Raw genomic sequence first — 25670 nt, 5'->3', positions numbered from 1 at the left:
GAAAAGGAACGTCCTTGTGGCGGGGGTCGGTAACCAGCTTTACACTCAGACCACCGCCGCTACCATGGGTTCGCCATGTCGACATTAGATGAAGAAGATCGCCGCGAATACTACCGTATCGAAGATGCGATCGCACTGGAAATTCGGTCCCTGTCCGCTCCCGAAGCCGCAGGCCAGGAAGTGTTGCAGGATGCTTCCCCGCTCTTCAACTTGCTCAGTGAATTGCACCTGAGTGAATTCGAGTCGCAGCACCTGTTGCGCCAGATCAGTGAGCGCGACCGCGCCATTGCGGCATTCTTGAAATCCCAGAACAAACGCATCGACCTGCTCAGCCAAGTAGTCGCCCTGACCGTGCTCGGGCAGATCGGCGAACCGCAACCGGTGATTATCTCCGAGGGCGGCATCGACTTTCAGCACCCGACGCCCATTGCGGTCGGCGCGCATCTGTCAGTGAAAATGGTGCTGATGCCACAAGCGCTCGGTTTGCTGCTGCGCGCGCGCGTCACGCATTGCGACAGCAAGGGCGATGGTTACGACGTTGGCACCGAGTTCGAATACCCGACCGATGCCCAGCGCCAGTTGCTCGCGCGCTACATCTTGCAGAAGCAGGCCCAGGAACGACGCCTGGCCCGTGAACAAAACGAATCCGGCATTTAATTAAGGAAGAACCGTGACCCTCATCTACGGCCATCGCGGCGCCAAAGGCGAAGCACCGGAAAACACCCTGACCAGTTTTCAGGAATGTCTCAAGCACGGCGTGCGCCGTTGCGAACTGGACCTGCACCTGTCCATGGACGGCGAGTTGATGGTCATTCACGACCCGACACTCAAGCGCACCACTGACCGGCGCGGCAAAGTGGTCGAGCATTCGGCCAAGGATCTGGTGACCTACGACGCGCGCAAGGGCGGCCCGGGCTGGATCAAGCCGTGCCCGATTCCGACGCTGGAAGAATTGTTCGAGAAATGCGCTTTCGAGCATTGGCAGCTCGAAGTCAAAAGCGCTTCACGCACGCGCGCCGCGACTACGGTGCTGGCGATCCGCGAAATGGCCGTGCGTCATGGCTTGCTCGACAAGGTCACCATCACCTCCAGTTCACGCGAAGTGTTGAAAGCGGCGCTGGATCTGGTGCCGGATGTGTCGCGCGGTTTGGTTGCCGAGTACGCCTGGCTCGACCCGTTGAAGGTCGCGCAAAGCTATGGCTGTGAATTTCTTGCGCTGAACTGGACGCTGTGTACCCCGGAACGCCTGCAGAAGGCGCAGCGCCAGGGCCTGCATGTGTCGGTGTGGACAGTCAACGAGCCCGCGCTGATGCGCAGACTCGCCGACTTCGGCGTTGACAGCCTGATTACAGACTTTCCCGGTTTGGCCACTGCCACGCTCGAGAATTGCTGAAATCGGTCTCCCCGGCCGGCTCAGGCCACCGGCCGGAGCCGCTCAAAAAAGCCGGTTGAGGCCATCGTACGCCGCTACCCGATAGGCTTCGGCCATGGTCGGGTAGTTGAACGTGGTGTTCACAAAATACTTCAGCGTATTCAGTTCGCCCGGCTGGCTCATGATCGCCTGACCGATGTGAACAATTTCCGACGCCTGATAACCGAAGCAGTGCACGCCTAACACTTCCAGCGTTTCGCGGTGGAACAGAATCTTCAGCATGCCCTGAGGCTCGCCGGCAATCTGCGCGCGCGCCATGCTCTTGAAGAACGCCTTGCCCACTTCGTACGGCACTTTGGCCTGGGTCAGCTCTTGCTCGTTTTTGCCGATCGAGCTGATCTCCGGAATCGTGTAAATCCCGGTTGGCACGTCATTCACAAAGCGCCAGCTGTTGTTATCAACGATGCTGCCCGCTGCCGAACGACCTTGGTCGTGCGCGGCACTCGCCAGGCTTGGCCAGCCGATCACGTCACCGGCGCCGTAAATGTTCGGCACGCAGGTGCGATAGGCTTCATCGACTTCGATCTGCCCGCGGCCATTGACCTTCACGCCAATGTTTTCCAGACCCAGCGCATCAGTGTTGCCGGTACGGCCGTTGCACCAGAGCAAGGCGTCGGCCTTGATCTTCTTGCCGGACTTGAGGTGCAGGATCACGCCGTTGTCCACGCCTTCGACACGTTCGTAATCTTCGTTGTGGCGAACCGTGATGTTGTTGTTGCTGAAGTGGTAACTCAGCGCCTGGGAGATTTCCGAGTCGAGGAAGCTCAGCAACTGCCCACGGTTATCTACCAATTCAATCAACACACCCAGACCACTGAAGATCGAGGCGTACTCGCAGCCAATTACGCCAGCGCCGTAAACGATGAGTTTGCGCGGGGTGTGGCCGAGGCTGAGGATGGTGTCGCTATCGTAGATACGCGGGTGATGGAAATCGATGTCCGCCGGGCGATACGGGCGCGAGCCGGTGGCGATGATGATGTGCTTGGCGACAAGCTTTTCAACCACACCGTTGGCGCAAACCACTTCGATGGTTTGCTCGTCGGCAAAACTGCCGCTGCCGAAGAACACGTCGACGCGGTTGCGGGCGTAGTAGCCGGTACGCGATGCGACTTGTTTGGAAATGACTTTTTCAGCGCTTTTCAGCACGTCCGGAAACGAGAACCAGCGCGGCTCACCAATCGCCCGAAACATCGGGTTGGTGTTGAACTGCATGATCTGCCGGACCGAGTGACGCAATGCCTTGGACGGGATGGTGCCGAGGTGGGTGCAGTTGCCGCCGACCTGGCGACGGCTGTCGACCATCGCCACTTTGCGCCCTGCTTTGGCGGCGTTCATTGCCGCGCCTTCTCCTGCCGGGCCGGAACCCAGCACCACCACGTCGTAGTTGTAGACAGCCATGCGTACTCCTCAGAACAGGCCGCGGCGCCATCGGCACCTGCGGCTAAATCACGCCGATCTGCGGCGTGAAGGAACAATTTTGGGCCAGTGCAGAACCCGGGACACAGTCTATAGAAGCGTCGACGCCGCGCACATTAACCCTTGGTCGCGTCACAGGCTACTTTTGCCGGCGCTACAACGCCAGTCTTCAATGCGCAAATCGCCGTGATCATTCGCTTTTACCGCCGCGGAGGCGTTCGAATGCAGGGGTGGTCCGGGTGACAAAATCTGTATCGGCACGAATCACAAAGAATGCACCAATCTGATGTTTTTGCGCGTAGTCCCAACCACGTTCAGGGCCGAGAATCAGCAACAGCGTCGATAGGCCGTCGGCCATCAACGTTGAAGGATTAATTACCGTGACCGACGCCAGATTGTGCGTAATCGGTGCGCCACTGCGGGCGTCGAATGTGTGGGAATAACGCCGGCCGTTCTGCTCGAAATAATTGCGGTAATCGCCGGAAGTCGAGACGCCGTAACCGTCGACGTTGATGATGCGTTGCGCCACTTGCTGATCGTCGCGAGGCTCTTCCAGGGCAATCTTCCACGCTGAACCATCGAGCTTTCTCCCGGCAGCTTTAAGCTCGCCGGTGGCTTCGGCGAGGTAATTGTGGATACCGAGGCTTTGCAGTTTTGCCGCGATGGTATCGACCGCGTAGCCGGCGGCGATGCTGTTGAAATCGACTTCGACGGCGGCGTCTTTGCACAGCTGATCGCCGCTGATGCGCAGGTGCGAGTAGCCGATGCGTTGCATCACCTCAGCGAGCGCTTCGGCGGTCGGGACTCTTTCGTCACGGGCCTGCGGGCCGAAACCCCAGAGGTTGAGCAAAGGTTCGACGGTCAGGTCGTAGGAGCCTTCGCTTTGGCGTGACAGCTGTTCGGCGACGCGGACCAATTCAAGGACTGGCGCGGGCATTGTCTGACAGCTGTTGGCGGGCAGAGCGTTGAAGCGTTCGATGTCCGAGTCACTGCGGTAGGTGGACATTTGCCGGTCAACCTCGGCGAGAATTTTTTCCACTTCGGTTTGGACGTGTTTCGGCGCCGGCGAGTCGCTTTTTCGTACGTACTTGATCGAATAGGTGCTGCCCATGGTCGGGCCGCTGAGGCTTTCCATGGAATCGCCATTGCCGCAGCCGGACAGGGCACCGCACAGCACCATGAAAATACCCTTGCGTTTCAACACGTTCACTTCCCCTCAATACCCAGACACAACGCCAAGGCCGGCCATTATGCCCGTCCTGCAGGAGCGAGGCTCGCCCGCGAAGGCGCTCAATCTGACACACCGCCTTCGCGGGCAAGCCTCGCTCCTACAGGGGCTAATGCGCTCAACTGCTGAATTCATGCCGCGTAATGGCTATAACGTTTAAGCAGCAAGCTAACTAGTGGTTGCCTATCTATCTTCATACACATATCGTTACAAAACTGTTCGGTAAGCGCCTGCGTGCTTGAGCCCGGCAGTCAGGAGGCGTCAAGACCAGGGATTTCAATAAGACAGCCAAAGTGAGAGCGTTCAAATGTCCAGCGAAACGGGCAAAGGCAAAGCGATCTTTCGCGTTGTCAGCGGTAACTTCCTTGAGATGTTCGACTTTATGGTCTACGGCTTTTACGCCACTGCCATTGCCAAGACCTTCTTCCCTGCCGACAGCGCATTTGCATCCTTGATGCTGTCCCTGGCGACCTTCGGTGCCGGGTTCCTGATGCGTCCGCTGGGCGCGATTTTCCTCGGCGCCTACATCGACCGTCACGGCCGCCGCAAAGGTTTGATCATCACCCTCGCAATGATGGCCGCCGGCACCGTGCTGATTGCCTGCGTACCCGGTTACGCGACGCTGGGCGTGGCCGCGCCGCTGTTGGTATTGTTCGGGCGTTTGCTACAAGGCTTCTCGGCGGGCGTCGAACTGGGCGGTGTCTCGGTGTACCTGGCGGAGATTTCCACGCCGGGGCGCAAAGGTTTCTTCGTCAGTTGGCAGTCCGCCAGCCAACAAGCGGCGGTGGTGTTTGCCGGTTTGATTGGCGTTGGTCTGAACCACTGGCTCAGCCCTGACCAAATGGGTGAATGGGGCTGGCGCGTGCCGTTCCTGATCGGCTGCATGATCGTGCCGGTGATCTTCGTGATTCGCCGCTCGCTGGAGGAAACACCTGAGTTCGAGGCGCGCAAACATCGCCCTACCCTGCAGGAAATCATCCGCTCGATCGGTCAGAACTTTGGCATCGTCATCGCCGGCATGGCGCTGGTGGTCATGACCACGGTGTCGTTCTACCTGATCACGGCTTACACGCCGACCTTCGGCAAAGCCGAGCTGCACCTGTCGGACCTGGATGCGCTGCTGGTGACGGTGTGCATTGGTCTTTCGAACTTCTTCTGGTTGCCGGTGATGGGGGCGGTGTCCGACAAGATCGGGCGTAAACCCTTACTGCTCGCGGCGACCATTCTGGCGATCCTCACGGCTTATCCGGCGCTGTCGTGGCTGGTGGCGAACCCGAGCTTCAGCCATTTGCTGATCGTCGAGTTGTGGTTGTCGTTCCTGTACGGTTCGTACAACGGCGCGATGGTCGTGGCGCTGACCGAGATCATGCCGGTAGAAGTGCGTACCACCGGTTTCTCTTTGGCCTACAGTCTGGCGACCGCAACGTTCGGCGGTTTCACCCCGGCGGCGTGTACCTACCTGATTCACGTGCTGGACAACAAAGCTGCGCCGGGGATCTGGCTCAGTGGCGCGGCAGTGTTGGGGTTGATTGCGACGTTGGTGTTGTTCAAAGGCAATCGACATGAACTGCGGACTGCGCAAGCGGCGGTGGTTGGTGGCGCCAGGTAGATCGTATTCGCGGGCAAGCCTCGCTCCTACAGGTCGCGTGCAATATCAATATTCGCGCATAACCTGTAGGAGCGAGGCTTGCCCGCGATGAGGCCCGCCGAGGCGACACACCCTAGCCAGACAAACGCCACAAACAAAAACGCCCCGACTAATCGGGGCGTTTTCATGTGCGGCTAAGGCTTAGCGCGGGAAGGCTGGCGGGTTGACCCCGGCCATGTCTTCCATCACGCGAACCACCTGGCAGCTGTAACCGAATTCGTTGTCGTACCAAACGTACAGAACAACGCGGTTGTCTTGGGTGATGGTCGCTTCAGCGTCCACCACGCCTGCGTGGCGCGAGCCAACGAAGTCGGTGGAAACCACTTCCTGAGAGTTGACGTAGTCGATTTGCTTGTGCAAATCGGAGTGCAACGCCATGTAACGCAGGTAATCGTTCATCTCTTCGCGGGTCGCGGCTTTCTCAAGGTTCAGGTTGAGAATGGCCATCGACACGTTAGGCGTTGGAACACGAATCGCGTTACCGGTCAGCTTGCCGGCCAGCTCAGGCAAGGCCTTGGCAGCAGCGGTGGCAGCACCGGTTTCGGTGATAACCATGTTCAGCGCGGCGCTACGGCCACGGCGATCGCCCTTGTGGAAGTTGTCGATCAGGTTCTGGTCGTTGGTGTACGAGTGAACCGTTTCAACGTGACCATTGATGATGCCGAACTTGTCGTTGACTGCTTTGAGCACCGGCACGATGGCGTTGGTGGTGCAGGAAGCGGCAGAAACGATCTTGTCGTCAGCAGTGATTTCGCCGTGGTTGATGCCGTGAACGATGTTCTTCAGCTTGCCTTTGCCAGGCGCGGTCAACACAACGCGGTCGATCCCCGGGCAAGCCAAGTGTTGGCCGAGGCCCTCGGCGTCACGCCACACACCAGTGTTGTCCACCAGCAGCGCGTCTTTGATGCCGTACTGGGTGTAATCCACCTCAGTCGGGTTTTTCGCGTAGATAACCTGGATCAGGTTGCCGTTGGCGGTAATGGTGTTGTTTTCTTCATCGATGGTGATGGTGCCGTTGAAGGAACCATGAACCGAATCGCGACGCAGCAGGCTGGCGCGCTTGACCAGGTCATTTTCGGCGCCCTTGCGGACCACGATGGCGCGCAGACGCAGGCCGTCGCCACCACCGGTTTTCTCGATCAGGATGCGCGCCAGCAGACGGCCGATACGACCGAAGCCGTACAGGACAACGTCGGTGCCTTTGCGCGCCGTAGCGTTTTGCTGGCCAACAACGTCAGCCATTTCTTCACGCACGAACTGCTCGGCGCTGCGGCCATTGCCATCGTTACGGAATTTGAACGCCAACTTGCCCAAGTCTACCGAAGCCGCGCCGAGCTTCAGCTCGCTCATGGCTTTCAGCAGAGGGAATGTTTCGTGGACGGAGAGTTCGCTGTCGTCGGTAGAGCGATGGCGAGCAAAGCGGTGAGCTTTGAGAATCGCGATGACAGACTGGTTGATCAGGCTGCGGCCATAGATCGAGCTCACCACGTTGTTATTGCGGTAGAGCTGACCGATAAGCGGAATCATCGCTTCTGCGAGTGCTTCACGGTCGATCCATTCACCAAGACACTGGTCGGGCTTCTGAGTCACGGGAACCTTCCACTATGTAGGGGCAGAAAAAAGGGGCTACATTATGCCGCCGACTGCCTCTCGTAGCAATGCGCGCCTGTCGCGCAAGCAGTAACAAAATCCCGTTCAAAAAAATTACGCTGCCCTGAAGCCCAATAAAACCGCGGCCTCCAGCGTCGTCAATTTTTTGGGGACAGCGCTGCCTTGTCCGTAACCTTCCGTAACGCGTGTTGTTTTAGCCACTACATAATCAGCATTTTTGAACGAAAAACCGCTCGATTTTGTCTTTACCACTACATTTCGTCCAACCCGCGATATAGACAGATCTGCAACTGACAGCCGGCACCCGAGGCCGCTACAATTACCGACTTTGTCGCAACGCTTGGAGCTCAACCTTCCGTGCCCGTTCTGCGTCTACCGCTACTCCCTGCTGCGGCAGGTAAACAGCACTGGGGCAACCTGCCCGGTGCCGCCCTCAGCCTGGCCATCGCCGAGGCTGCCAGCGCTGCCAAGCGCTTTACCCTGCTGCTGACCGCCGACAGCCAAAGTGCCGAACGGCTGGAACAGGAGCTGAGTTTCTTCGCCCCGGATTTGCCCGTACTGCATTTTCCCGATTGGGAAACCCTGCCCTACGACCTGTTCTCGCCGCACCAGGACATCATTTCCCAGCGCATCGCCAGCCTGTATCGGCTGCCCGAACTGACGCATGGCGTGCTGGTGGTGCCGATCACCACCGCCCTGCATCGCCTGGCGCCGACCAAGTTCCTGCTCGGCAGCAGCCTGGTGCTGGACGTCGGGCAGAAGCTCGATGTCGAGCAGATGCGCACGCGGCTTGAGGCCAGTGGCTATCGCTACGTCGACACGGTGTACGAGCACGGCGAATTCACTGTGCGCGGCTCGCTGATTGATCTGTTCCCGATGGGCAGCAAACTGCCGTTCCGCATCGATCTGTTCGACGACGAAATCGAAACCCTGCGCACCTTCGACCCGGACAACCAGCGCTCCATCGACAAAGTCGACACGGTGCGACTGTTGCCGGCGCGGGAATTCCCGCTGCAAAAGGACGCGGTCACCCGCTTCAAGGCGCGCTTCCGCGAGCGGTTTGACGTCGATTTCCGCCGCTGCCCGATCTTTCAGGACCTGAGCAGCGGGATTACCCCGGCCGGTATCGAGTACTACCTGCCGCTGTTTTTCGATGAAACCTCGACGCTGTTCGATTACCTGCCGCAAGACACCCAAGTGTTTTCGCTGCCGGGCATCGAGCAAGCCGCCGAGAACTTCTGGAACGACGTGCGCAATCGCTACGAAGAGCGCCGCGTCGATCCATCGCGTCCTTTATTGCCGCCAGCGGAATTGTTCCTGCCGGTAGAAGACTGCTTCGCGCGGCTGAAGAACTGGCCGCGCGTGGTCGCCAGTCAACAGGATGTCGAAACCGGCGTCGGCCGCGAGCGCTTCCCGGCGCATGCGTTGCCGGACCTGGCCATCGAAGCCAAGGCGACTCAGCCGTTGGCGGCGCTGGCTGGTTTCCTCAGCGAGTTTCCCGGTCGCGTGCTATTTACCGCTGAATCGGCCGGTCGTCGCGAAGTGCTGCTGGAACTGCTCGAACGCCTGAAGCTGCGACCGAAAACTGTCGACAGCTGGCCGGACTTTGTCGCGAGCAAGGATCGCCTGGCGATTACCATTGCGCCGCTGGATGAAGGCCTGGTGCTGGACGACCCGGCGCTGGCATTGATCGCCGAAAGCCCGTTGTTCGGGCAGCGGGTGATGCAGCGTCGGCGTCGCGAAAAACGCGCTGACGGCAACAATGACGCGGTGATCAAGAACCTCACCGAACTGCGCGAAGGCGCGCCGGTGGTGCACATCGACCACGGTGTCGGCCGTTACCTCGGCTTGGCAACGCTGGAAATCGACGATCAGGCCGCCGAGTTCCTGATGCTGCAATACGCCGAGGGCGCCAAACTTTACGTGCCCGTGGCCAACCTGCATTTGATCGCGCGTTACACCGGCAGCGACGATGCCCTGGCGCCGCTGCACCGGCTCGGCTCCGAGACGTGGCAGAAAGCCAAACGCAAAGCCGCCGAACAGGTGCGCGACGTCGCCGCCGAGTTGCTCGACATTTATGCACGCCGCGCGGCCCGCGAAGGTCATGCGTTCGCCGACCCGAAAGCCGATTACGCGACGTTCAGCGCCGGGTTCCCGTTCGAGGAAACCCCGGACCAGCAGACCACCATCGACGCCGTGCGCAGCGACATGCTCGCGCCGAAACCGATGGACCGGCTGGTGTGCGGCGACGTCGGCTTCGGCAAGACCGAAGTGGCCATGCGCGCCGCGTTCATCGCGGTGCATGGCGGTCGCCAAGTGGCGATTCTGGTGCCGACCACCCTGCTCGCCCAACAACACTACAACAGCTTCCGCGACCGCTTTGCCGACTGGCCGGTGAGCGTGGAAGTGATGAGCCGTTTCAAGTCGGCCAAAGAAGTGAATGCGGCGATCGCCGAACTCGCGGAAGGCAAGATCGACATCGTCATCGGCACGCACAAGCTGCTGTCCGACGATGTGAAAATCAAAAATCTCGGGCTGGTGATCATCGACGAAGAACACCGTTTTGGTGTGCGTCAAAAGGAACAGCTCAAGGCCCTGCGCAGCGAAGTCGACATTCTTACGCTGACCGCCACGCCGATTCCGCGCACGCTGAACATGGCGGTGTCGGGCATGCGCGATCTGTCGATTATCGCCACGCCACCGGCGCGGCGTTTGTCGGTGCGCACCTTCGTCATGGAGCAAAACAAAAGCACGGTCAAAGAGGCCTTGCTGCGTGAGTTGCTGCGTGGCGGTCAGGTTTATTACCTGCACAACGATGTGAAAACCATCGAAAAATGCGCCGCTGACCTCGCCGAACTGGTACCGGAAGCGCGGATCGGCATCGGTCACGGGCAGATGCGCGAACGCGAACTCGAACAGGTGATGAGCGACTTCTACCACAAGCGCTTCAACGTGCTGATCGCCTCGACCATCATCGAGACCGGCATTGACGTGCCGAGCGCCAACACCATCATCATCGAACGCGCCGACAAATTCGGCCTCGCGCAACTGCACCAATTGCGTGGCCGCGTCGGTCGCAGTCACCACCAGGCTTACGCGTACCTGCTGACGCCGCCGCGCCAGCAAATCACTTCCGATGCCGAGAAACGTCTGGAAGCGATCGCCAACACCCAAGACCTCGGCGCCGGTTTTGTCCTCGCGACCAACGACCTGGAAATCCGTGGCGCCGGCGAGTTGCTCGGCGACGGGCAAAGTGGGCAGATTCAAGCAGTCGGTTTCACCCTGTACATGGAAATGCTCGAACGCGCGGTGAAGTCGATCCGCAAAGGCGAGCAGCCCAACCTCGATCAACCGCTGGGCGGTGGCCCGGAAGTCAACTTGCGGGTTCCGGCGCTGATTCCCGAGGATTATCTGCCGGACGTTCACGCCCGACTGATTCTCTACAAACGCATTGCCTCGGCCACCGATGAGGAAGGCCTGAAGGACTTGCAGGTAGAAATGATCGACCGTTTTGGCTTGCTGCCGGAGCCGACCAAGAATCTGGTGCGCATCACTTTGCTGAAACTGCAGGCTGAACAGCTGGGTATCAAGAAAGTCGATGGCGGCCCACAGGGCGGGCGGATCGAGTTCGCTGCGCAGACTCCGGTCGACCCGTTGACCCTGATCAAACTGATCCAGAGCCAACCGAAACGCTACAAGTTCGAAGGTGCCACGATGTTCAAGTTCATGGTGCCGATGGAGCGCCCGGAAGAGCGCTTTAATACTGTTGAGGCGCTGTTCGAGCGCCTTCTCCCGAAAACTGCTTGAAGGACGCCGCATGCGCCTGTTTCGCTCACTGACCTTGTTGGTTGCACTGGTCGCCACACCCACGGCGTTTGCCGACGACTTGTATCAAGTCGAAATGATTCTGGTCCGGCAAAACGCCGTGCCGGCGATTGTCAGCCGTGCCGCCCCGGAAGATTGGTCGGGCGGCGCCCAACGCCTGAGCCCGGACAACGTGCGCACGCCGAGCCTGAACGGCGAAGTGGAAAAACTCACCGCGAGCAACGATTACACAGTGTTGCTGCACAAGGCCTGGCAGCAGACGCTCGGCGAACAACCAAACAAGATTGCGATCAGCGACGGCGCGGAACAGTTCGGACAATTCCCGATCGAGGGCACGCTGAGCCTGAAACTCGGGCGTTTCACCGACGTCGATGCCGATTTCTGGGTCAATCAGATCGACGCCAACGGCCTGGTCACCGCCAGCGAACGCCTGAAACAGGAAAGCCACACCAAGAACGGCCAGCTGAATTTCCTCGATAACGGCCACCTCGGCCTGCTGATCAAGATCACCTCGTTGACCGCCCCGGCACCTCGGCCAGTCCCCGATGAAATTCCGGACTGATTGACTTCTTTATGGCCGCGACCCTGAGCAAACCCCTGGCACCTTCCTGGGTCAGCCGATTCAAGGAGCAGAGCCTGGAGCGTGGCCGCCGCTACGCTTTGGAAAATCGCGTCAGGATCGTCGAGGTCGGCGACGCGACCATCGTCGCCGCGTGTGAAGGCTCGGGCGGCAACGTCTACCGTCAGACCATTCGTTTGCGCGAGTCAGCCAAAGCGACGTTGCTGATGGTCGACGCGACGTGCTCGTGCCCGGTGCGCACTAACTGCAAACACTGCGCGGCGGTGCTGCTCAAAGTGCAGGAAACCCTCGCCTACCCCGCCGCCGCGCAAGACGCCGAACTGCTGGAAAAACTCCAGGCGGTTCTGGAAAACCGCAGCCCGAAAGCGCCGCCGCAAGTGCTGGTGGAAAACGTGCAACCGCTGCCGCGCCTGTGGCTGGCGAGCATCGAGTTCAGCGCGTTCGAGCCGCGCAACGGCAAGATGCAGCGCTACATCCAGCATCGCGCGGCGCTGTCGTTCAGCTATCTGGATGAATACGTATCCGGGCAGAAGAACGCCGACGTGCTGATTCGCCAGGAAACCCAGACCTTACGGATAAAACGCCAGCCGGAAGTCGAACAGGCCTACCGGGAACAGCTGCGAATTCTCGGCTTCAAGATCGCCACCCGGCAAAGCAAAGCGTTGCCGGAAAGCGCTGGCGAATTGTTCGAGATGGTCAACGACAGTGCCTGGCTGACCTTTACCCTCAATGACTTGCCGAAGCTGCGCAGCCAGGGTTGGGAACTGCAGATCGACGAGGATTTCGGTTTCGACCTGACCGCGGTGGACGACTGGTACGCCACTGTCGAACAAGCGCCGGAGCGCGACTGGTTTGATCTGGAACTGGGCATCATCGTCAACGGCGAGCGCCTGAGCCTGCTGCCGATCCTGTTGAACCTGATGCGCTCGCACACCGAAATCCTCAATCCGGAACGTCTTGCCCGGCGTCGCGACGACGAGCTGATTCTGGTGAACATCCCCAATCGGCCGAATTCCGAGTACGGCCCGCTGCAAGTCGCCCTGCCCTTCGGTCGCTTGAAACCAGTGCTGGCGACGCTCGGCGAGTTCTATCTGCAAGGCCCGGGCGAAACCACGCTACGCCTGAGCAAGGCCGACGCGATACGCCTGAACCCGCTCGAAGGCATGCCGCTGTTGTGGGAAGGTGGCGAACAGATTCGCACCTTTGCTCAGCGCCTGCGCGATATCAAGGACTTCACCTCGACCGCTCCGCAAGGCTTGAACGCAACGTTGCGGCCCTATCAGCTCGAAGGTTTGAGCTGGATGCAGTCGCTGCGGCAACTGGAAGTCGGCGGGATTCTGGCGGACGACATGGGTTTGGGAAAAACCCTACAAACCCTGGCGCATATTCTCAGCGAGAAAATCGCCGGGCGGCTCGATCGGCCGAGCATGGTGGTGATGCCGACCAGCCTGATCCCCAACTGGCTCGATGAAGCAGCGCACTTTACGCCGCAGCTCAAAGTGCTGGCGTTGTACGGCGCCACGCGCAAAAAGCATTTCGACAATCTGGCCGATTACGACCTGATCCTCACAACCTATGCGCTGTTGCCCAAGGACGTCGAAACCCTCGCCGCCGTGCCGCTGCACGTGTTGGTGCTGGATGAAGCGCAGTACATCAAGAATCCCAACAGCAAGGCTGCCCAGGCTGCTCGCGAGCTGAACGCGCGGCAGCGTTTGTGCCTGAGCGGCACACCGCTGGAAAACCACCTGGGCGAGTTGTGGTCGCTGTTCCACTTCCTGCTGCCCGGCTGGCTCGGCGATGTGAAAAGCTTCAACCGCGATTACCGCGTGCCGATCGAAAAGCGCGGCAGCGAAGTGCGGCTGCAGCACCTCAACGGTCGGATCAAACCGTTTTTGCTGCGCAGGACCAAAGAACAAGTCGCGACCGAATTGCCACCAAAAACCGAGATCATCCACTGGGTCGACCTCAACGAAGCCCAGCGCGACGTGTACGAAACCATGCGCCTGGCGATGGACAAGAAAGTCCGCGACGAGATCACCCGCAAAGGCGTGGCCCGCAGCCAGATCATCATTCTGGAAGCGCTGCTGAAGTTGCGGCAGGTGTGTTGCGATTTGCGTCTGGTCAACGACGCCGTGCTGCCGGTGCGCGGTGGCACGTCAGGCAAGCTCGACAGCTTGATGGAAATGCTCGAAGAACTGTTCGCAGAAGGACGGCGGATTCTGCTGTTCTCGCAGTTCACTTCGATGCTGGCGTTGATCGAAGAAGAGCTGAAAAAGCGTGGTGTCGAATACGCGATTCTGACCGGACAAACCCGTGACCGCCGCGCGCCGGTCAAGGACTTCCAGAGCGGCAAGCGGCAGATTTTTCTGATCAGTTTGAAGGCGGGTGGCGTCGGCCTGAACCTGACCGAAGCAGACACGGTGATTCATTACGATCCGTGGTGGAACCCGGCGACAGAGAATCAGGCGACTGACCGCGCGTATCGCATTGGCCAGGAAAAACCGGTGTTCGTTTACAAGCTGATCGCGCGCGGCACCGTCGAAGAAAAGATTCAGCACCTGCAAAAGGAAAAGTCCGACCTCGCGGCGGGCGTGCTGGATGGACGTTCGGCGGGCGACTGGAAACTGCAGAGCGATGATATTGAAGCGCTGTTTGCGCCGTTGCCGGACAAGTTGGAGAAGCGTTGAGATTTGCGGCGCGGGGGAGATTGCCTTCGCGGGCAAGCCTCGCTCCTACAGACCATGTGCGGTTTCAAAATTGGCGCATACCCTGTAGGAGCGAGGCTTGCCCGCGAACAGGCCATCACTAAAGAAACCCAATCAACTCTTGGCAACCGGCAACGGCGCAAACAACGCCTCGATATCACCCTGCTCCAACTTCCAGCCACCCGTCGTCCCGCCCTCGAGCACCGCGCCGGCCAGCGCAGCTTTCTCCTGCTGCAACGCCTGAATTTTCTCTTCCACGGTGCCGCGCGCGATCAGCTTGTAGACGAACACCGGTTTGTTCTGCCCGATCCGATAGGCGCGGTCGGTGGCCTGATTCTCCACCGCCGGATTCCACCACGGGTCGAAATGGATCACCGTGTCCGCCGCCGTCAGGTTCAAACCGGTACCGCCCGCCTTCAGACTGATCAGAAACAGCGGCACGTTACCGCTCTGGAAATCCTTCACCGGCGTGCGCCGATCGCTGGTATCGCCGGTCAACAATGAATAACCGATAGCGCGCTGCTGCAGCTCTTCCTCGATCAATGCGAGCATCGAAGTGAACTGCGAAAACAGCAGAATCTTGCGACCCTCGCTGAGCAGCTCTTCGAGCATTTCCATCAAACTGACGAGTTTTCCGCTGCCGGAACGCAGGGCTTTGGCGCTCAGCGGTGCCTTGATCAAACGCAGATCACAGCAGACCTGACGCAACTTCAGCAGCGCATCGAGGATGATGATCTGGCTGCGCCCGACGCCGCTGCGGGCGATTTCGTCGCGAACCTTTTTATCCATCGCCACGCGCACGGTTTCATAGACATCGCGTTGGCCGTCACTGAGATCGACCCAATGCACAATCTCGGTTTTCGGCGGCAATTCGGTGGCGACCTGGTCTTTCTTGCGGCGCAACAGAAACGGTTTGATTCGCGCCGTCAGGTGCTGCATCCGCTGGCTGTTGCCGTGTTTCTCAATCGGCGTGCGGTAGTCGCGATTGAAGGTTTTACTGTCGCCCAGCCAACCGGGCAGCAAGAAGTGGAACTGTGACCACAACTCACCGAGGTGATTTTCCAGCGGCGTGCCGGACAGGCACAAACGCTGGCTCGCTTGCAGATCACGGGCAGCCTGTGCGGCTTTGCTCAGCGGGTTCTTGATGTTCTGCGCTTCGTCGAGGATCAGCACGCTCCAGACCTGCGTTTGCAGAATCTGCAAATCGCGCGGCAGCAGCGCGTAGGTGGTCAATACCAGATCGTATTCGGCGAGGTGGTCGAAATCTTTTTGCCGCGCCGCGCCGTGCAGCGCCAAGACTTTCAACTGTGGGGTAAAACGCTGCGCCTCATCGAGCCAGTTGGGGATCAGACTGGTCGGCATCACCGCCAGCGCCGGGCGATCCAGGCGACCGGCATGCTTCTCGGTGAGTAGGTGCGCGAGGGTCTGCAGGGTTTTGCCCAGCCCCATGTCGTCGCCCAGAATGCCGCCGACTTCGAGCTCGCGCAGGGTTTGCATCCAGTTCAGCCCTTCGAGCTGATACGGGCGCAACGTCGCGTTGAGCCCGGGGGGCGCCGGTACGTGCGCATGGGTCGATTGACGTAACTTCTGCGCAAAACTGCGCAGCCGCTCACCGCCCTGCCACACCAGCGGCAACCCTTCGAGCCCGCTGAGGCGCGCCGCATCCGGCGCGGTCAGACGCAATGAATCGCCGTCGTGCGAACCCAGGTACAACTCGCCGAGCGTCGCCATCAGCGGTTTGATTCGGCCGTAAGGCAACGCAACTTTGCTCAGCGACTTGGCGCCGAAGCCGACACCGCCCAGCTCAATCAACAGCTGTTCGTCATCGTTGCGCTTGGCCAGGCTCGCGGGGTCGAGCAGTTGCGGCTGACGACGGATCAGTTGCAGCAAAATCGGTAGCAGGCTGTGCCGCTCGCCGTTGACGACGATGCCCAGTTGCAGATCAAACCACTGATGCCCGGCCTCTTCCTCGACCTCGGCGTACCAATCGTCCACCGCTTGCAAATTGAAGTCGAAGCCCTCTTCGATATCGATCAGCCAGTTTTTCGCGCGCAACAGCGGCAGCCCGTCCTGAACGAAAGCCAGCCATGCTGAATCATCCGGTAACGCAAACATCTCGCCGGGACGGTCCAGATTGCTTTTGCGCGTAGCCTTTTTGAAACCGTATTTCTGCAAGGCGTTGCGCAGCACTTTTTCTACCGCAGGTTTGCGCTGGATGCGCTGGGTTTCCGTGCCCGCGAGCACCAGCACTTCGGGGTTTCGGTCCGACGCCGGGTGGCCGTTGTAGGTGAATGCCAACGCGGCGCGGTGTTCGGGCTCATGCTGCCAACGCACATAGCGTTTGCCGCTGGCGAGGGTCAGGTGAGGCTGAGGAAATACGTCATCGATGACGCGTTCGGTCAGCGCGTGCGGTGGCGTCACAAACTGCGAAACGGCGTTGAGTCGGTGGCTGAATTGCATCGCCTGAAGCGCCGGAATGTCCGGGGCCAACGACAAGTGGCAGGCGAGTTTTTCGTCCATTTTGTTGAATAGCGGCCCGACTTGCAGCCGCTCGCGATCCAGATAATACAAAGGCTCCAGCGCCAGAATGGTTTCTGCTGGCGCCTCTGCGCTGCTCCACTGCGGACGGAAACTGCCGTCGGATTGTTCCGCCCAGGCGAACTGGCCAGTGCGCGGCTGCCCCGAAGACAAGACCTGCAGTTGTTCGACATCAAAAAACAGTCGCGAGGTACGCAGACACAGCTCCAGCAGCTCGGCACCACTGCTGCCCTGCAACGGATAGCCGTCGTAATGGGCGTGATGGGAGTGAACGGCGACCACCAATCGGGCGATTCGCAGGTCGAGTTCGGTCAAGTAGCCGGGCTGACGCAGCAACAGATCGGACAGCGAATACAACGCGGTGATGTCTTGCATCACACCACTTTTGAGCTGACGAACCCTGAACACCTGGAGGGTGAATTTGCCGGCGACTTTTGTCGGTCTGAGCTTGTACACCAAGCGCGTGCCAGTGTTTTGCGAGGGTTCATCAGTGGGTTTGGTGGCGTCTGGAAGATCGTCGAGCCAGCGTTGCAATTCACGGTTCAATTGAACCTGAGCGCTGCCGTCTGATGCCTCAAGGTTATCGCCGGTGAGGATATAAATGACGGCGGCGCAGTGTTTGCAATTGCTGCCAACGGGACAACTGCAAACGCAGGAGAGCTGGTGGGTGCCATCGTCATCGCGCTCAAGCTGAATGCACTGGTCATACGGCAGGGATTTCGAGCCTTCGCAGGACGCGAGCACCAGACGATCAACCGACTGCTCGATGGATACCCACCCTTCGGCGACGTAGCGGCGGGCCTTTTCCAGCGCGCTGTGGCTGAACGCCCGCGTCCAGGGCCGTGCTTGCAGATGCTCTACTAACGTGGTCATTGGATCAACGCCGCTGGAAATGGAGCGGCCGGGAGATTGCCCCCGGCCGTGAAGACTCAACCTGCCAGAACGCGAGCCAGTGTCGATTTGACCTTGCCCATGCCATCGTGCAATGCCTGCTCGATTTCGGCCATGGTAATTACTGCCGTGGACTTGCCCGCTGCCGGGTTGACCACCAGCGCCAGGCAGGCGTAAGCCAGGTCCAGCTCACGCGCCAATGCCGCCTCCGGCATGCCGGTCATGCCGACGATGTCGCAGCCGTCGCGTTCCAGTCGGGCGATTTCCGCCACGGTTTCCAGACGCGGACCCTGGGTGCAGGCGTACACGCCATGACTGCTGTAGCCAACGCCTTCGGCGGCCAGCGCGGCAATCAATTGCTGGCGCAGTGGCTCGCTGTACGGGTAGCTGAAATCGATGTGGGTGACGTTATCGAGGTCGCCGGCGAAGAACGTGTGTTCGCGTCCGCTGGTGTAGTCGATCAATTGATGTGGCACGCAGAAATGCCCGGTGCCCATCGCCGCATGGATGCCGCCGACGGCGTTGACCGCGAGAATCGCTTCGGCGCCGGCCTGCTTCAGCGCCCAGAGGTTGGCGCGGTAGTTGACCTGATGCGGCGGCAGACGATGCGGGTGGCCGTGGCGGGCGAGAAACAGCACTTCCTTGCCGGCGTATTCGCCGATATGCACCTCGGCTGAAGGCGCGCCGTACGGGGTGTCCACCGCCAGTGACTGACGAATGCTCAAGCCTTCGAGCTGGGTCAGGCCGGTGCCACCGATAATCGCGTAAACCGTCATAACGTGCAGTCCTTATTCAATCAATTGAGCTTCTGTCAACGCGCCGACAGCGGCGAGCCAGCGCGGGTCCTGGCGGTATTCAGTGCCGGCGAACGATTGCCCGCGCATCCGCGCGATACGCGGCGATGGCTTGACCTTCATTCGTTGCGCGGCACTCAATGCCAGTTCTGCGGCGGCGCGGTCGTTGCACACCAGGCCCATGTCGCAACCGGCACTCAACGCGGCTTCAATGCGGCTCGCAGCATCGCCGACCACGTGGGCGCCGGCCATGGAAAGATCGTCACTAAAAATGACGCCATCGAACTGCAATTCGCCGCGCAGGATGTCCTGCAACCAGCGCCGGGAGAAACCGGCCGGCTGAGCGTCGACTTGTGGATAGATGACGTGGGCCGGCATGACGGCGGCCAGTTGTTTGCTCAGGCGCGCGAATGGCACGAGATCGTTGGCGCGGATTTCTTCGAGGCTGCGTTCGTCATTGGGAATAGCGACGTGTGAATCCGCTTCCGCCCAACCGTGCCCCGGAAAATGCTTGCCGGTGGCGGCCATGCCGGCGCTGTTCATCCCGCGAATAAAGGCGCCAGCGAGCAACGCTGCGCGCTCGGGATCGCCTTCAAACGAACGAGTGCCGACCACGGCGCTGCGTTGATAATCGAGGTCCAGCACCGGCGCGAAGCTGAGGTCGAGGCCGACGGCGAGAACCTCAGTGGCCATGATCCAGCCGCACTGTTCGGCGAGGTATTCGGCATTGGGATTGTCGGCAATCGCGCGCATCGCCGGCAAACGCACGAAGCCTTGACGCAGACGCTGAACCCGACCGCCCTCCTGGTCCACCGCGAGCAACAGGTCAGGACGGATGGCGCGGATCGCCGCACTCAATTCGCGGACCTGGCGTGGATGCTCGATATTGCGCGCGAAAATGATCAGGCCGCCCACTTCGGGCTGACGCAACAATTGGCGATCTTCGGCCGTCAGCCAGGTACCGGCGACGTCCACCATCAACGAGCCTTGCAGGCCAGCAGTCATAGAGATTCCTTGAAAACGAAAAACCCGGTTCGCACGCAATCGCCACCCTGGGCGGTGCCCGGCAGGTCGGCGACAACAATGGAAAGCGGGTTCAGAACGAGAGTCGGCATGGGCGGCTAGCTTAGCGGATGTCAGCTGCCGCGCCCACCCGTGTGCGGTTAAACCTTGGCGGCAAGCGGTGCCGATTTGCTTCGCGGACGAAGCTGCGCGGTGGCCATGGCCGTGTCGGTCACGCCGGTTTCGGCGCGCATGCCAGCAGCGAGGAACGGCACCATCAGGCGCATCACTTGTTCGATGGAGGTATTGACGCCGAAATCGGTCTCGGCAATCGCGCGCAAAGCCTTGATCCCGGACATGCTAAACGCGGCAGCGCCGAGCATGAAATGCACGCGCCAGAACAGTTCGATCGGCGGAATACGCGGAGCGGCTTCGTTGACCAGCATCATGTAGCGACGGAAGACCTTGCCGTACATGTCTTCCAGATAACGCCGCAAGTGACCCTGGCTCTGACTGAACGCCAGACCGAGCAAACGCATGAAGATAGAGAGGTCATTGCCGCTGCGAGGCTGCACGACGAGGGCTTGCTCGACGAGGATTTCCAGCAGCTCTTCGAGGGTCGGTTTGTTTTCCGGTTTGGCCTGACGGCGCTCCAGCTCTTTATCGAGGCTGAGGCAGAAAGGTCCGAGGAAGCGCGAGAAAACCGCCTGGATCAGCGCCTTCTTGGAGCCGAAATGATAATTCACCGCCGCCAGATTGACCCCAGCCTTGCTGGTAATCAAACGCAACGAGGTTTCAGCAAAACCTTTTTCCGCGAACAACTGCTCGGCAGCATCGAGAATGCGTTCAACGGTTTCCGACTGGGCCATGGCTACTCCGCCTGACAAACACTTGTTTGAAACATACGTTTCAGCCCAGGCATTGTCAAGCCTGAGGGTTCGTTTTGGGAATGGTCGGTCAGCTATTTAACCATACAACCGCAACGCTTCAACGGGCCGGGTAAACGACCGTCCAGCGGCGCGCAAAAAAACGGGCATTGCCAAGCGCAATTCACTGTATATAATCCCAGTCACTGTATAAAAAGACAGAGCGATCAATATGCTAAAGCTGACGCCACGCCAAGCAGAGATTCTGGCCTTCATCAAACGCTGCCTCGACGATAACGGCTACCCGCCTACTCGTGCGGAAATCGCCCAGGAACTGGGTTTCAAGTCGCCCAATGCCGCCGAAGAACACCTCAAGGCCCTGGCTCGCAAGGGCGCGATCGAGATGACGCCTGGCGCCTCTCGCGGTATTCGTATTCCCGGTTTCGAAGCCAAGGCTGACGAATCGACCCTGCCGATCATTGGCCGTGTCGCCGCCGGCGCGCCGATCCTCGCGCAGCAACACATCGAAGAGTCCTGCAACATCAATCCGACCTTCTTCCATCCCCGTGCCGACTACCTGTTGCGAGTCCACGGCATGAGCATGAAAGACGTCGGCATTTTCGACGGCGATCTGCTGGCCGTGCACACCACTCGTGAAGCCCGCAATGGCCAGATCGTGGTAGCGCGGATTGGCGATGAAGTCACCGTCAAGCGCTTCAAGCGTGATGGCAGCAAGGTCTGGCTGATTGCCGAAAACCCTGAGTTCGCCCCAATTGAAGTCAACCTGAAAGATCAGGAACTGGTGATCGAAGGCTTGAGTGTCGGCGTGATTCGCCGCTAAAGGAGGCTTTATGCAGTTCCCACATACACCACAGCAAGCCCAATTGCCGTTGTTCGAGGCGTTCATGGCCCAACCGCTGGCGCCGATCCTGAAAGACGTGGTCGAGTCGCCCTGGAGCGCCGAGCCCGATGTTTTCAGCGAGCTGTCGCTGCGTGGTGCAGCAGGGAGCTGCCTGAATCTTCTGGCGCCGATTCTCCGAGAATTGAGCCAGGACCAGGACGCACGATGGCTGACGCTGATCGCCCCGCCCGCCAGCCTGACCCAGGCCTGGCTGCGGGACGCCGGGCTGAACCGCGAACGCATTCTGCTGCTGCAACCGCGCGGCGCTCAGAGTGCGCAACAGCTGACGTGCGAAGCGTTGCGACTGGGCCGCAGTCACACGGTAGTCAGCTGGCTAAACCCGCTGAACACAGCCACACGGCAGCAGTTGATCAGCGCCGCCCGCATTGGGGACGCTCAGAGCCTGAATATTCGCTTGGGTTGATTGACCAGCATGCGCGCCTGAAACGGCGCCGGGCTTCTCCAAGGATAGAGAAGCCGACTTGAGACGGGATCAGCAGTAACCGACGAGCGGGATCAGTGCAGGATCCGCGGCTCTTCATCTTTGTTGAATTCACCATCAACCATGCGACCGGCCATCTGCACGCCGACACTCAGCATCGCCTTGGCGACTTCCACATGATTACCTTGCAGGAACGCCTTGGCATCCTCGGAGAAATCCAAAGTAACCAGAGAACCCTCGTCCTCGGCCCTGCGCAGCTCGATTCGGCCGTCTGGTAACTCGACAATTTCTAGAAAGGACGTTGGCATAAAGGTCTGTTCTCCACGAAAGGCGGGGATTATATAGGCATCGGCCAGGCTTCGCTCGGTATCTTGACCAGCAGTCATTGCGAAGAAATATCTGTTGCGCTCATCCCTGAATGGAGAGCCGAACGGCTGCTCCATTACATCGTCAGTCCCTTAGCACTCGTTCAAACCTTCACGGAAGCGAATTGCCAAGCTCTTGAGGTTCTGGCGCCAGCTCTCCAACTCCTCGCGACTCAGCTCTTGCGGTGCCTCTTCTTCGTCCAAATTGACTGCCATGATCAGCGGCTGCGTCACATCGCCCTTGGGTTTGTGTGGCACCCGTGGCGGCTGGAAAAGAGCGGCGTGGGCCGCGAGCAATTTGGCCAGCCAGGTTTCCGGATTACCCGCCAACTCGATCATCTCGGCCATTTCCGGAATGGCAATGGCGTCCAGCACTTCTCGGGTCAACAGCATCTCGGCCCGGGGCGCATTGGCTTGAGGTAAACGGTAGAAACCGGCGATTTCATGGCACAACCCGAGCAACGCACCGTACAGGTGAAACAGCGCGGATTCGCGCCCGGCCTGGATCAGCGCCAGCGAGTTCATCGCCCGCCCCTCTTCGGCCCTGGCCAGCGCTTCAAGCGACAGGCCGGCGAAATAAATCTTCTGGTTGGTACGGGTATAGAGTTCGTGGGCCATGACGGCAGCCTCCACAACGAAATAATTGCTTCACGCAGGTCGGACAGTGTCGTGGATCAGCTCTGCCGACCGCAAGCCCAAAACAAAAAGGCCGCATGAAAACCCGAGGGTCATCATGCGGCCTTTTCAGTGCAGCGGCTGTTTACGCCTTCGCGGGGGTCCGCTTGTCTTCAACAGTCCACTTGCCGCCGTCGTAGAACGCTTTCCAGCCAGTAGGCTTGCCGTCGACTTCGGTCTGTACGTATTGCTCTTTGGTCTTGCGGCTGTAGCGGATAACCGCTGGACGGCCGTCCGGATCTTTCTTCGGTGCTTCGCAGAGGAAGTGGTACTTCGGATCGATCTCATCCTTGTGCGGCACAATCTCGATCACCAGCGGAGCACGCGTCTCGCGGTTTTTCGGGAACTGGCTCGCCGCCAGGAACAGGCCGGAAGCGCCGTCGCGCAGGATGTAGGTGTCGTTGACCTTTTCGCATTTCAGCTCAGGCATCTTCACCGGGTCCATCTTCGGCGGCGCCGCGTCACCGCTCTTCAGCAGTTTGCGGGTGTTCTTGCACGTCGGGTTGGTGCAACCGAAGAACTTGCCAAAACGGCCAGTCTTGAGCTGCATCTCGCTGCCGCACTTGTCACATTCCAGGCTCGGACCTTCGTAGCCCTTGATCCGGTAGTTGCCTTCTTCGATCTCGTAGCCGTCGCAATCCGGGTTATTACCGCAGATGTGCAGCTTGCGCTTCTCATCCAGCAAGTAAGCGTCCATCGCCGTGCTGCAGATCGGGCAACGGTGCTTGCCGCGCAGGACCAGCGATTCCGATTCGCCTTCATCGTCCGCAGCGATTTCATCGCCCGGCACCAGATTGACGGTGGCCTTGCAGCGCTCCTTCGGCGGCAGGCTGTAGCCCGAGCAGCCGAGGAACACGCCAGTCGATGCAGTACGAATCTGCATCGGACGGCCGCACACCACGCACGGAATATCCGTCATGACCGGCTGGTTGGCGCGCATCCCGCCTTCAGCGCTTTCGGCTACTTCGAGTTTCTTTTTGAAGTCGCCGTAGAACTCGTCTAGCACGTTTTTCCAGTCGCGTTCGCCCTGGGCCACATCATCGAGGTTCTCTTCCATGCCGGCGGTGAAGCCGTAGTCCATGAGATTGGAGAAGCTCTCGGCCAGACGCTCGGTGACGATGTCGCCCATCTTTTCCGAATAGAAACGACGGTTGTGCAGCGCGACATAGCCGCGATCCTGGATGGTCGAAATGATTGCCGCATAGGTCGAAGGACGACCGATGCCACGTTTTTCCATTTCTTTAACCAGGCTCGCTTCCGAGTAACGCGCTGGCGGCTTGGTGAAGTGCTGGGTCGGATCAAGCTTGATCAGCTTCATCGCGTCGCCCTGAGCCATGTCTGGCAGCACGTCGTCATCACCCGGCTTGGCGATTTGCGGCATCACGCGGGTATAACCGTCGAACTTGAGGATGCGGCCCTTGGCACGCAGCTCGAAATCACCGGCACCCACGGTCACCGTGGTCGACAGGTACTGCGCTGGCAGCATCTGGCAAGCGAGGAACTGGCGCCAGATCAGCTCGTAGAGCCGCTCGGCATCACGCTCCATGCCCGACAGCTTGCTTGGCTCGGTGTTGGCGTCGGAGGGACGAATCGCTTCGTGAGCCTCTTGTGCGCCTTCCTTGCTGCTGTAGACGTTCGGGTTCTCCGGCAGGTACTTCTTGCCGAACTCGCCTTCAATATAAGTACGCGCCATCGCCACGGCATCAACCGAAAGGTTGGTGGAGTCGGTACGCATGTAAGTGATGTAGCCCGCTTCGTACAAACGCTGAGCCATCATCATGGTTTTCTTCACCCCGAAGCCCAGGCGGTTACTCGCGGCCTGTTGCAGAGTGGACGTGATGAACGGCGCCGACGGCTTGCTGCTGGTCGGTTTGTCTTCACGCTTGACGATGCTGTAGCTGGAAGACTTGAGCTTCTCCAGCGCGGCCATGGCCTGGGTTTCGTTGAGCGGCTTGAACGCCTCGCCCTTCTCGCGAGCCACGTCGAAACGCACGGTGGCGCCTTTCGCGGTGCCGAGATCAGCGTGAACTTCCCAGTACTCTTCCGGGTTGAACGCGCGGATTTCACGCTCACGCTCAACCACTAGTTTCACCGCAACCGATTGCACACGACCGGCCGACAAGCCGCGAGCGACTTTGGCCCACAGCAGTGGCGAAACCATGTAACCCACCACGCGGTCGAGGAAACGACGCGCCTGCTGGGCATTTACACGGTCGATATCGAGCTCACCCGGTTTGGAGAAAGCTTCCTGAATCGCCTTCTTGGTGATTTCGTTGAACACCACGCGCTTGTAGCGGCTGTCGTCACCACCGATGGCTTCGCGCAGGTGCCAGGCAATGGCTTCCCCCTCGCGATCCAAGTCGGTTGCGAGATAGATGGTGTCAGCATCTTTGGCGAGCCGGCGCAGCTCTTCGATGACTTTCTCTTTGCCCGGAAGGATCTCGTACTTGGCTTTCCAGCCTTGATCGGGATCGACGCCCATGCGCGAGACCAGCTGCTTGCGCGCTTTCTCTTTCGGCGTGAGCACCGGACCTTCACCCGCGGCAGCCTTGCCGCGCTTGGCGGCTGGCTCTTTGCTGGCGCTAGCCGAACCGCTGGTGGGCAGGTCTCGGATATGGCCGATACTCGACTTCACCACGTATTGGTTACCCAGATACTTGTTGATGGTCTTGGCCTTAGCCGGGGATTCCACAATGACCAGCGATTTGCCCATGGATCAGAAAATTCCTGAATTCTAGAAGTGAAAGGCGG

General features: G+C 59.8%; 18 protein-coding genes. 8 read left to right on the top strand and 10 right to left on the bottom strand.

Features of this window, described 5'->3' with window-relative positions:
• Nucleotides 1-75 precede the first annotated feature (75 nt).
• Nucleotides 76-657, top strand: a complete 582-nt coding sequence (locus BI292_RS04635; RefSeq protein ID WP_092270715.1) for a PilZ domain-containing protein — start codon at nucleotides 76-78, stop codon at nucleotides 655-657.
• Nucleotides 658-670: 13 nt separating this feature from the next.
• Entirely contained in the window at nucleotides 671-1393 is a 723-nt protein-coding gene (locus tag BI292_RS04630; RefSeq protein ID WP_092270717.1) for a glycerophosphodiester phosphodiesterase family protein, read from the top strand.
• 42 nt (nucleotides 1394-1435) lie between these two features.
• On the opposite strand, the gene sthA is transcribed toward BI292_RS04630, so the two are convergent.
• Nucleotides 1436-2830, bottom strand: coding sequence for a Si-specific NAD(P)(+) transhydrogenase (gene sthA / locus BI292_RS04625; protein ID WP_092270719.1), 1395 nt, complete (start codon nucleotides 2828-2830; stop codon nucleotides 1436-1438).
• Nucleotides 2831-3038: 208 nt separating this feature from the next.
• Nucleotides 3039-4028 carry an FAD:protein FMN transferase gene (locus tag BI292_RS04620; protein ID WP_101207176.1) on the bottom strand — a complete coding sequence of 330 codons (990 nt, stop codon included), beginning with the start codon at nucleotides 4026-4028 and terminating at the stop codon, nucleotides 3039-3041.
• 355 nt (nucleotides 4029-4383) lie between these two features.
• Between BI292_RS04620 and BI292_RS04615 the strand changes: the two genes are divergently transcribed.
• Nucleotides 4384-5685: an MFS transporter gene (locus BI292_RS04615; RefSeq protein ID WP_101207143.1), complete on the top strand. Its 1302-nt coding sequence runs from the start codon at nucleotides 4384-4386 to the stop codon at nucleotides 5683-5685.
• A gap of 180 nt (nucleotides 5686-5865) precedes the next feature.
• Here the strand turns inward: BI292_RS04615 and BI292_RS04610 are convergent, their stop codons facing one another.
• The gene (locus BI292_RS04610; protein WP_092270728.1) at nucleotides 5866-7314 is read right to left on the bottom strand and encodes a glyceraldehyde-3-phosphate dehydrogenase; all 1449 of its coding nucleotides are present in this window, start codon (nucleotides 7312-7314) and stop codon (nucleotides 5866-5868) included.
• Between the two features lie 378 nt (nucleotides 7315-7692).
• Between BI292_RS04610 and mfd the strand changes: the two genes are divergently transcribed.
• Genes mfd through BI292_RS04595 form a run of 3 tightly spaced genes read left to right on the top strand, consistent with a single transcriptional unit; the run spans nucleotide 7693 to nucleotide 14427 of the window.
• A complete protein-coding gene (gene mfd / locus BI292_RS04605) occupies nucleotides 7693-11142 on the top strand; it encodes a transcription-repair coupling factor (protein WP_101207142.1) in 3450 nt (1149 codons plus the stop codon).
• A gap of 10 nt (nucleotides 11143-11152) precedes the next feature.
• Nucleotides 11153-11722: a CsiV family protein gene (locus tag BI292_RS04600; RefSeq protein ID WP_101207141.1), complete on the top strand. Its 570-nt coding sequence runs from the start codon at nucleotides 11153-11155 to the stop codon at nucleotides 11720-11722.
• A gap of 11 nt (nucleotides 11723-11733) precedes the next feature.
• Nucleotides 11734-14427 (top strand): DEAD/DEAH box helicase, encoded by a 2694-nt coding sequence (locus tag BI292_RS04595; protein WP_101207140.1) that lies wholly within the window; start codon nucleotides 11734-11736, stop codon nucleotides 14425-14427.
• Nucleotides 14428-14559: 132 nt separating this feature from the next.
• Here BI292_RS04595 and BI292_RS04590 read toward each other — a convergent pair whose 3' ends face one another.
• From BI292_RS04590 to BI292_RS04575, 4 genes are all read right to left on the bottom strand, one after another.
• A complete protein-coding gene (locus BI292_RS04590) occupies nucleotides 14560-17856 on the bottom strand; it encodes a DEAD/DEAH box helicase (RefSeq protein ID WP_101207139.1) in 3297 nt (1098 codons plus the stop codon).
• 56 nt (nucleotides 17857-17912) lie between these two features.
• The gene (locus tag BI292_RS04585; RefSeq protein ID WP_092270743.1) at nucleotides 17913-18650 is read right to left on the bottom strand and encodes an S-methyl-5'-thioinosine phosphorylase; all 738 of its coding nucleotides are present in this window, start codon (nucleotides 18648-18650) and stop codon (nucleotides 17913-17915) included.
• A 12-nt stretch (nucleotides 18651-18662) separates the two neighbouring features.
• The gene (nagZ, locus tag BI292_RS04580; protein ID WP_101207138.1) at nucleotides 18663-19673 is read right to left on the bottom strand and encodes a beta-N-acetylhexosaminidase; all 1011 of its coding nucleotides are present in this window, start codon (nucleotides 19671-19673) and stop codon (nucleotides 18663-18665) included.
• A gap of 158 nt (nucleotides 19674-19831) precedes the next feature.
• Nucleotides 19832-20539 (bottom strand): TetR/AcrR family transcriptional regulator, encoded by a 708-nt coding sequence (locus tag BI292_RS04575; protein WP_092270749.1) that lies wholly within the window; start codon nucleotides 20537-20539, stop codon nucleotides 19832-19834.
• Between the two features lie 229 nt (nucleotides 20540-20768).
• On the opposite strand from BI292_RS04575, the gene lexA reads away from it, so the two are divergent.
• Together lexA and sulA are read left to right on the top strand one after the other, a co-directional pair.
• Nucleotides 20769-21377, top strand: a complete 609-nt coding sequence (gene lexA / locus BI292_RS04570) for a transcriptional repressor LexA (RefSeq protein WP_092270751.1) — start codon at nucleotides 20769-20771, stop codon at nucleotides 21375-21377.
• Between the two features lie 10 nt (nucleotides 21378-21387).
• Nucleotides 21388-21861, top strand: coding sequence for an SOS-induced cell division inhibitor SulA (sulA, locus tag BI292_RS04565; RefSeq protein WP_092270755.1), 474 nt, complete (start codon nucleotides 21388-21390; stop codon nucleotides 21859-21861).
• A gap of 92 nt (nucleotides 21862-21953) precedes the next feature.
• Here the strand turns inward: sulA and BI292_RS04560 are convergent, their stop codons facing one another.
• The 3 genes from BI292_RS04560 to topA all read right to left on the bottom strand — a co-directional run bounded on the left by BI292_RS04560 (nucleotide 21954) and on the right by topA (nucleotide 25632).
• Nucleotides 21954-22187 carry a hypothetical protein gene (locus tag BI292_RS04560; protein ID WP_092281450.1) on the bottom strand — a complete coding sequence of 78 codons (234 nt, stop codon included), beginning with the start codon at nucleotides 22185-22187 and terminating at the stop codon, nucleotides 21954-21956.
• A gap of 150 nt (nucleotides 22188-22337) precedes the next feature.
• On the bottom strand, nucleotides 22338-22862 hold the full coding sequence (locus BI292_RS04555; protein WP_101207137.1) for a DUF6586 family protein: 525 nt from the start codon (nucleotides 22860-22862) through the stop codon (nucleotides 22338-22340).
• Between the two features lie 142 nt (nucleotides 22863-23004).
• Entirely contained in the window at nucleotides 23005-25632 is a 2628-nt protein-coding gene (gene topA / locus BI292_RS04550; protein WP_092270761.1) for a type I DNA topoisomerase, read from the bottom strand.
• Nucleotides 25633-25670 lie beyond the last annotated feature (38 nt).

Source organism: Pseudomonas sp. 43NM1 (assembly GCF_002836905.1).
Lineage (GTDB): Bacteria > Pseudomonadota > Gammaproteobacteria > Pseudomonadales > Pseudomonadaceae > Aquipseudomonas > Aquipseudomonas prosekii.
Note: the sequence above shows the minus strand (reverse complement) of the source record. Positions and strands in the feature narration are given on the sequence as shown.

Bases quoted from the DNA above. Each gene is read 5' to 3' on its own strand.
- BI292_RS04555 (WP_101207137.1), bottom strand. From the start codon at position 22,862: ATGGCCCACGAACTCTATACCCGTACCAACCAGAAGATTTATTTCGCC.
- BI292_RS04615 (WP_101207143.1), top strand. From the start codon at position 4,384: ATGTCCAGCGAAACGGGCAAAGGCAAAGCGATCTTTCGCGTTGTCAGC.
- sthA (WP_092270719.1), bottom strand. From the start codon at position 2,830: ATGGCTGTCTACAACTACGACGTGGTGGTGCTGGGTTCCGGCCCGGCA.
- BI292_RS04620 (WP_101207176.1), bottom strand. From the start codon at position 4,028: ATGGTGCTGTGCGGTGCCCTGTCCGGCTGCGGCAATGGCGATTCCATG.
- BI292_RS04600 (WP_101207141.1), top strand. From the start codon at position 11,153: ATGCGCCTGTTTCGCTCACTGACCTTGTTGGTTGCACTGGTCGCCACA.
- BI292_RS04635 (WP_092270715.1), top strand. From the start codon at position 76: ATGTCGACATTAGATGAAGAAGATCGCCGCGAATACTACCGTATCGAA.
- topA (WP_092270761.1), bottom strand. From the start codon at position 25,632: ATGGGCAAATCGCTGGTCATTGTGGAATCCCCGGCTAAGGCCAAGACC.
- BI292_RS04560 (WP_092281450.1), bottom strand. From the start codon at position 22,187: ATGCCAACGTCCTTTCTAGAAATTGTCGAGTTACCAGACGGCCGAATC.
- nagZ (WP_101207138.1), bottom strand. From the start codon at position 19,673: ATGACTGCTGGCCTGCAAGGCTCGTTGATGGTGGACGTCGCCGGTACC.
- BI292_RS04595 (WP_101207140.1), top strand. From the start codon at position 11,734: ATGGCCGCGACCCTGAGCAAACCCCTGGCACCTTCCTGGGTCAGCCGA.
- BI292_RS04575 (WP_092270749.1), bottom strand. From the start codon at position 20,539: ATGGCCCAGTCGGAAACCGTTGAACGCATTCTCGATGCTGCCGAGCAG.
- BI292_RS04590 (WP_101207139.1), bottom strand. From the start codon at position 17,856: ATGACCACGTTAGTAGAGCATCTGCAAGCACGGCCCTGGACGCGGGCG.
- BI292_RS04585 (WP_092270743.1), bottom strand. From the start codon at position 18,650: ATGACGGTTTACGCGATTATCGGTGGCACCGGCCTGACCCAGCTCGAA.
- lexA (WP_092270751.1), top strand. From the start codon at position 20,769: ATGCTAAAGCTGACGCCACGCCAAGCAGAGATTCTGGCCTTCATCAAA.
- sulA (WP_092270755.1), top strand. From the start codon at position 21,388: ATGCAGTTCCCACATACACCACAGCAAGCCCAATTGCCGTTGTTCGAG.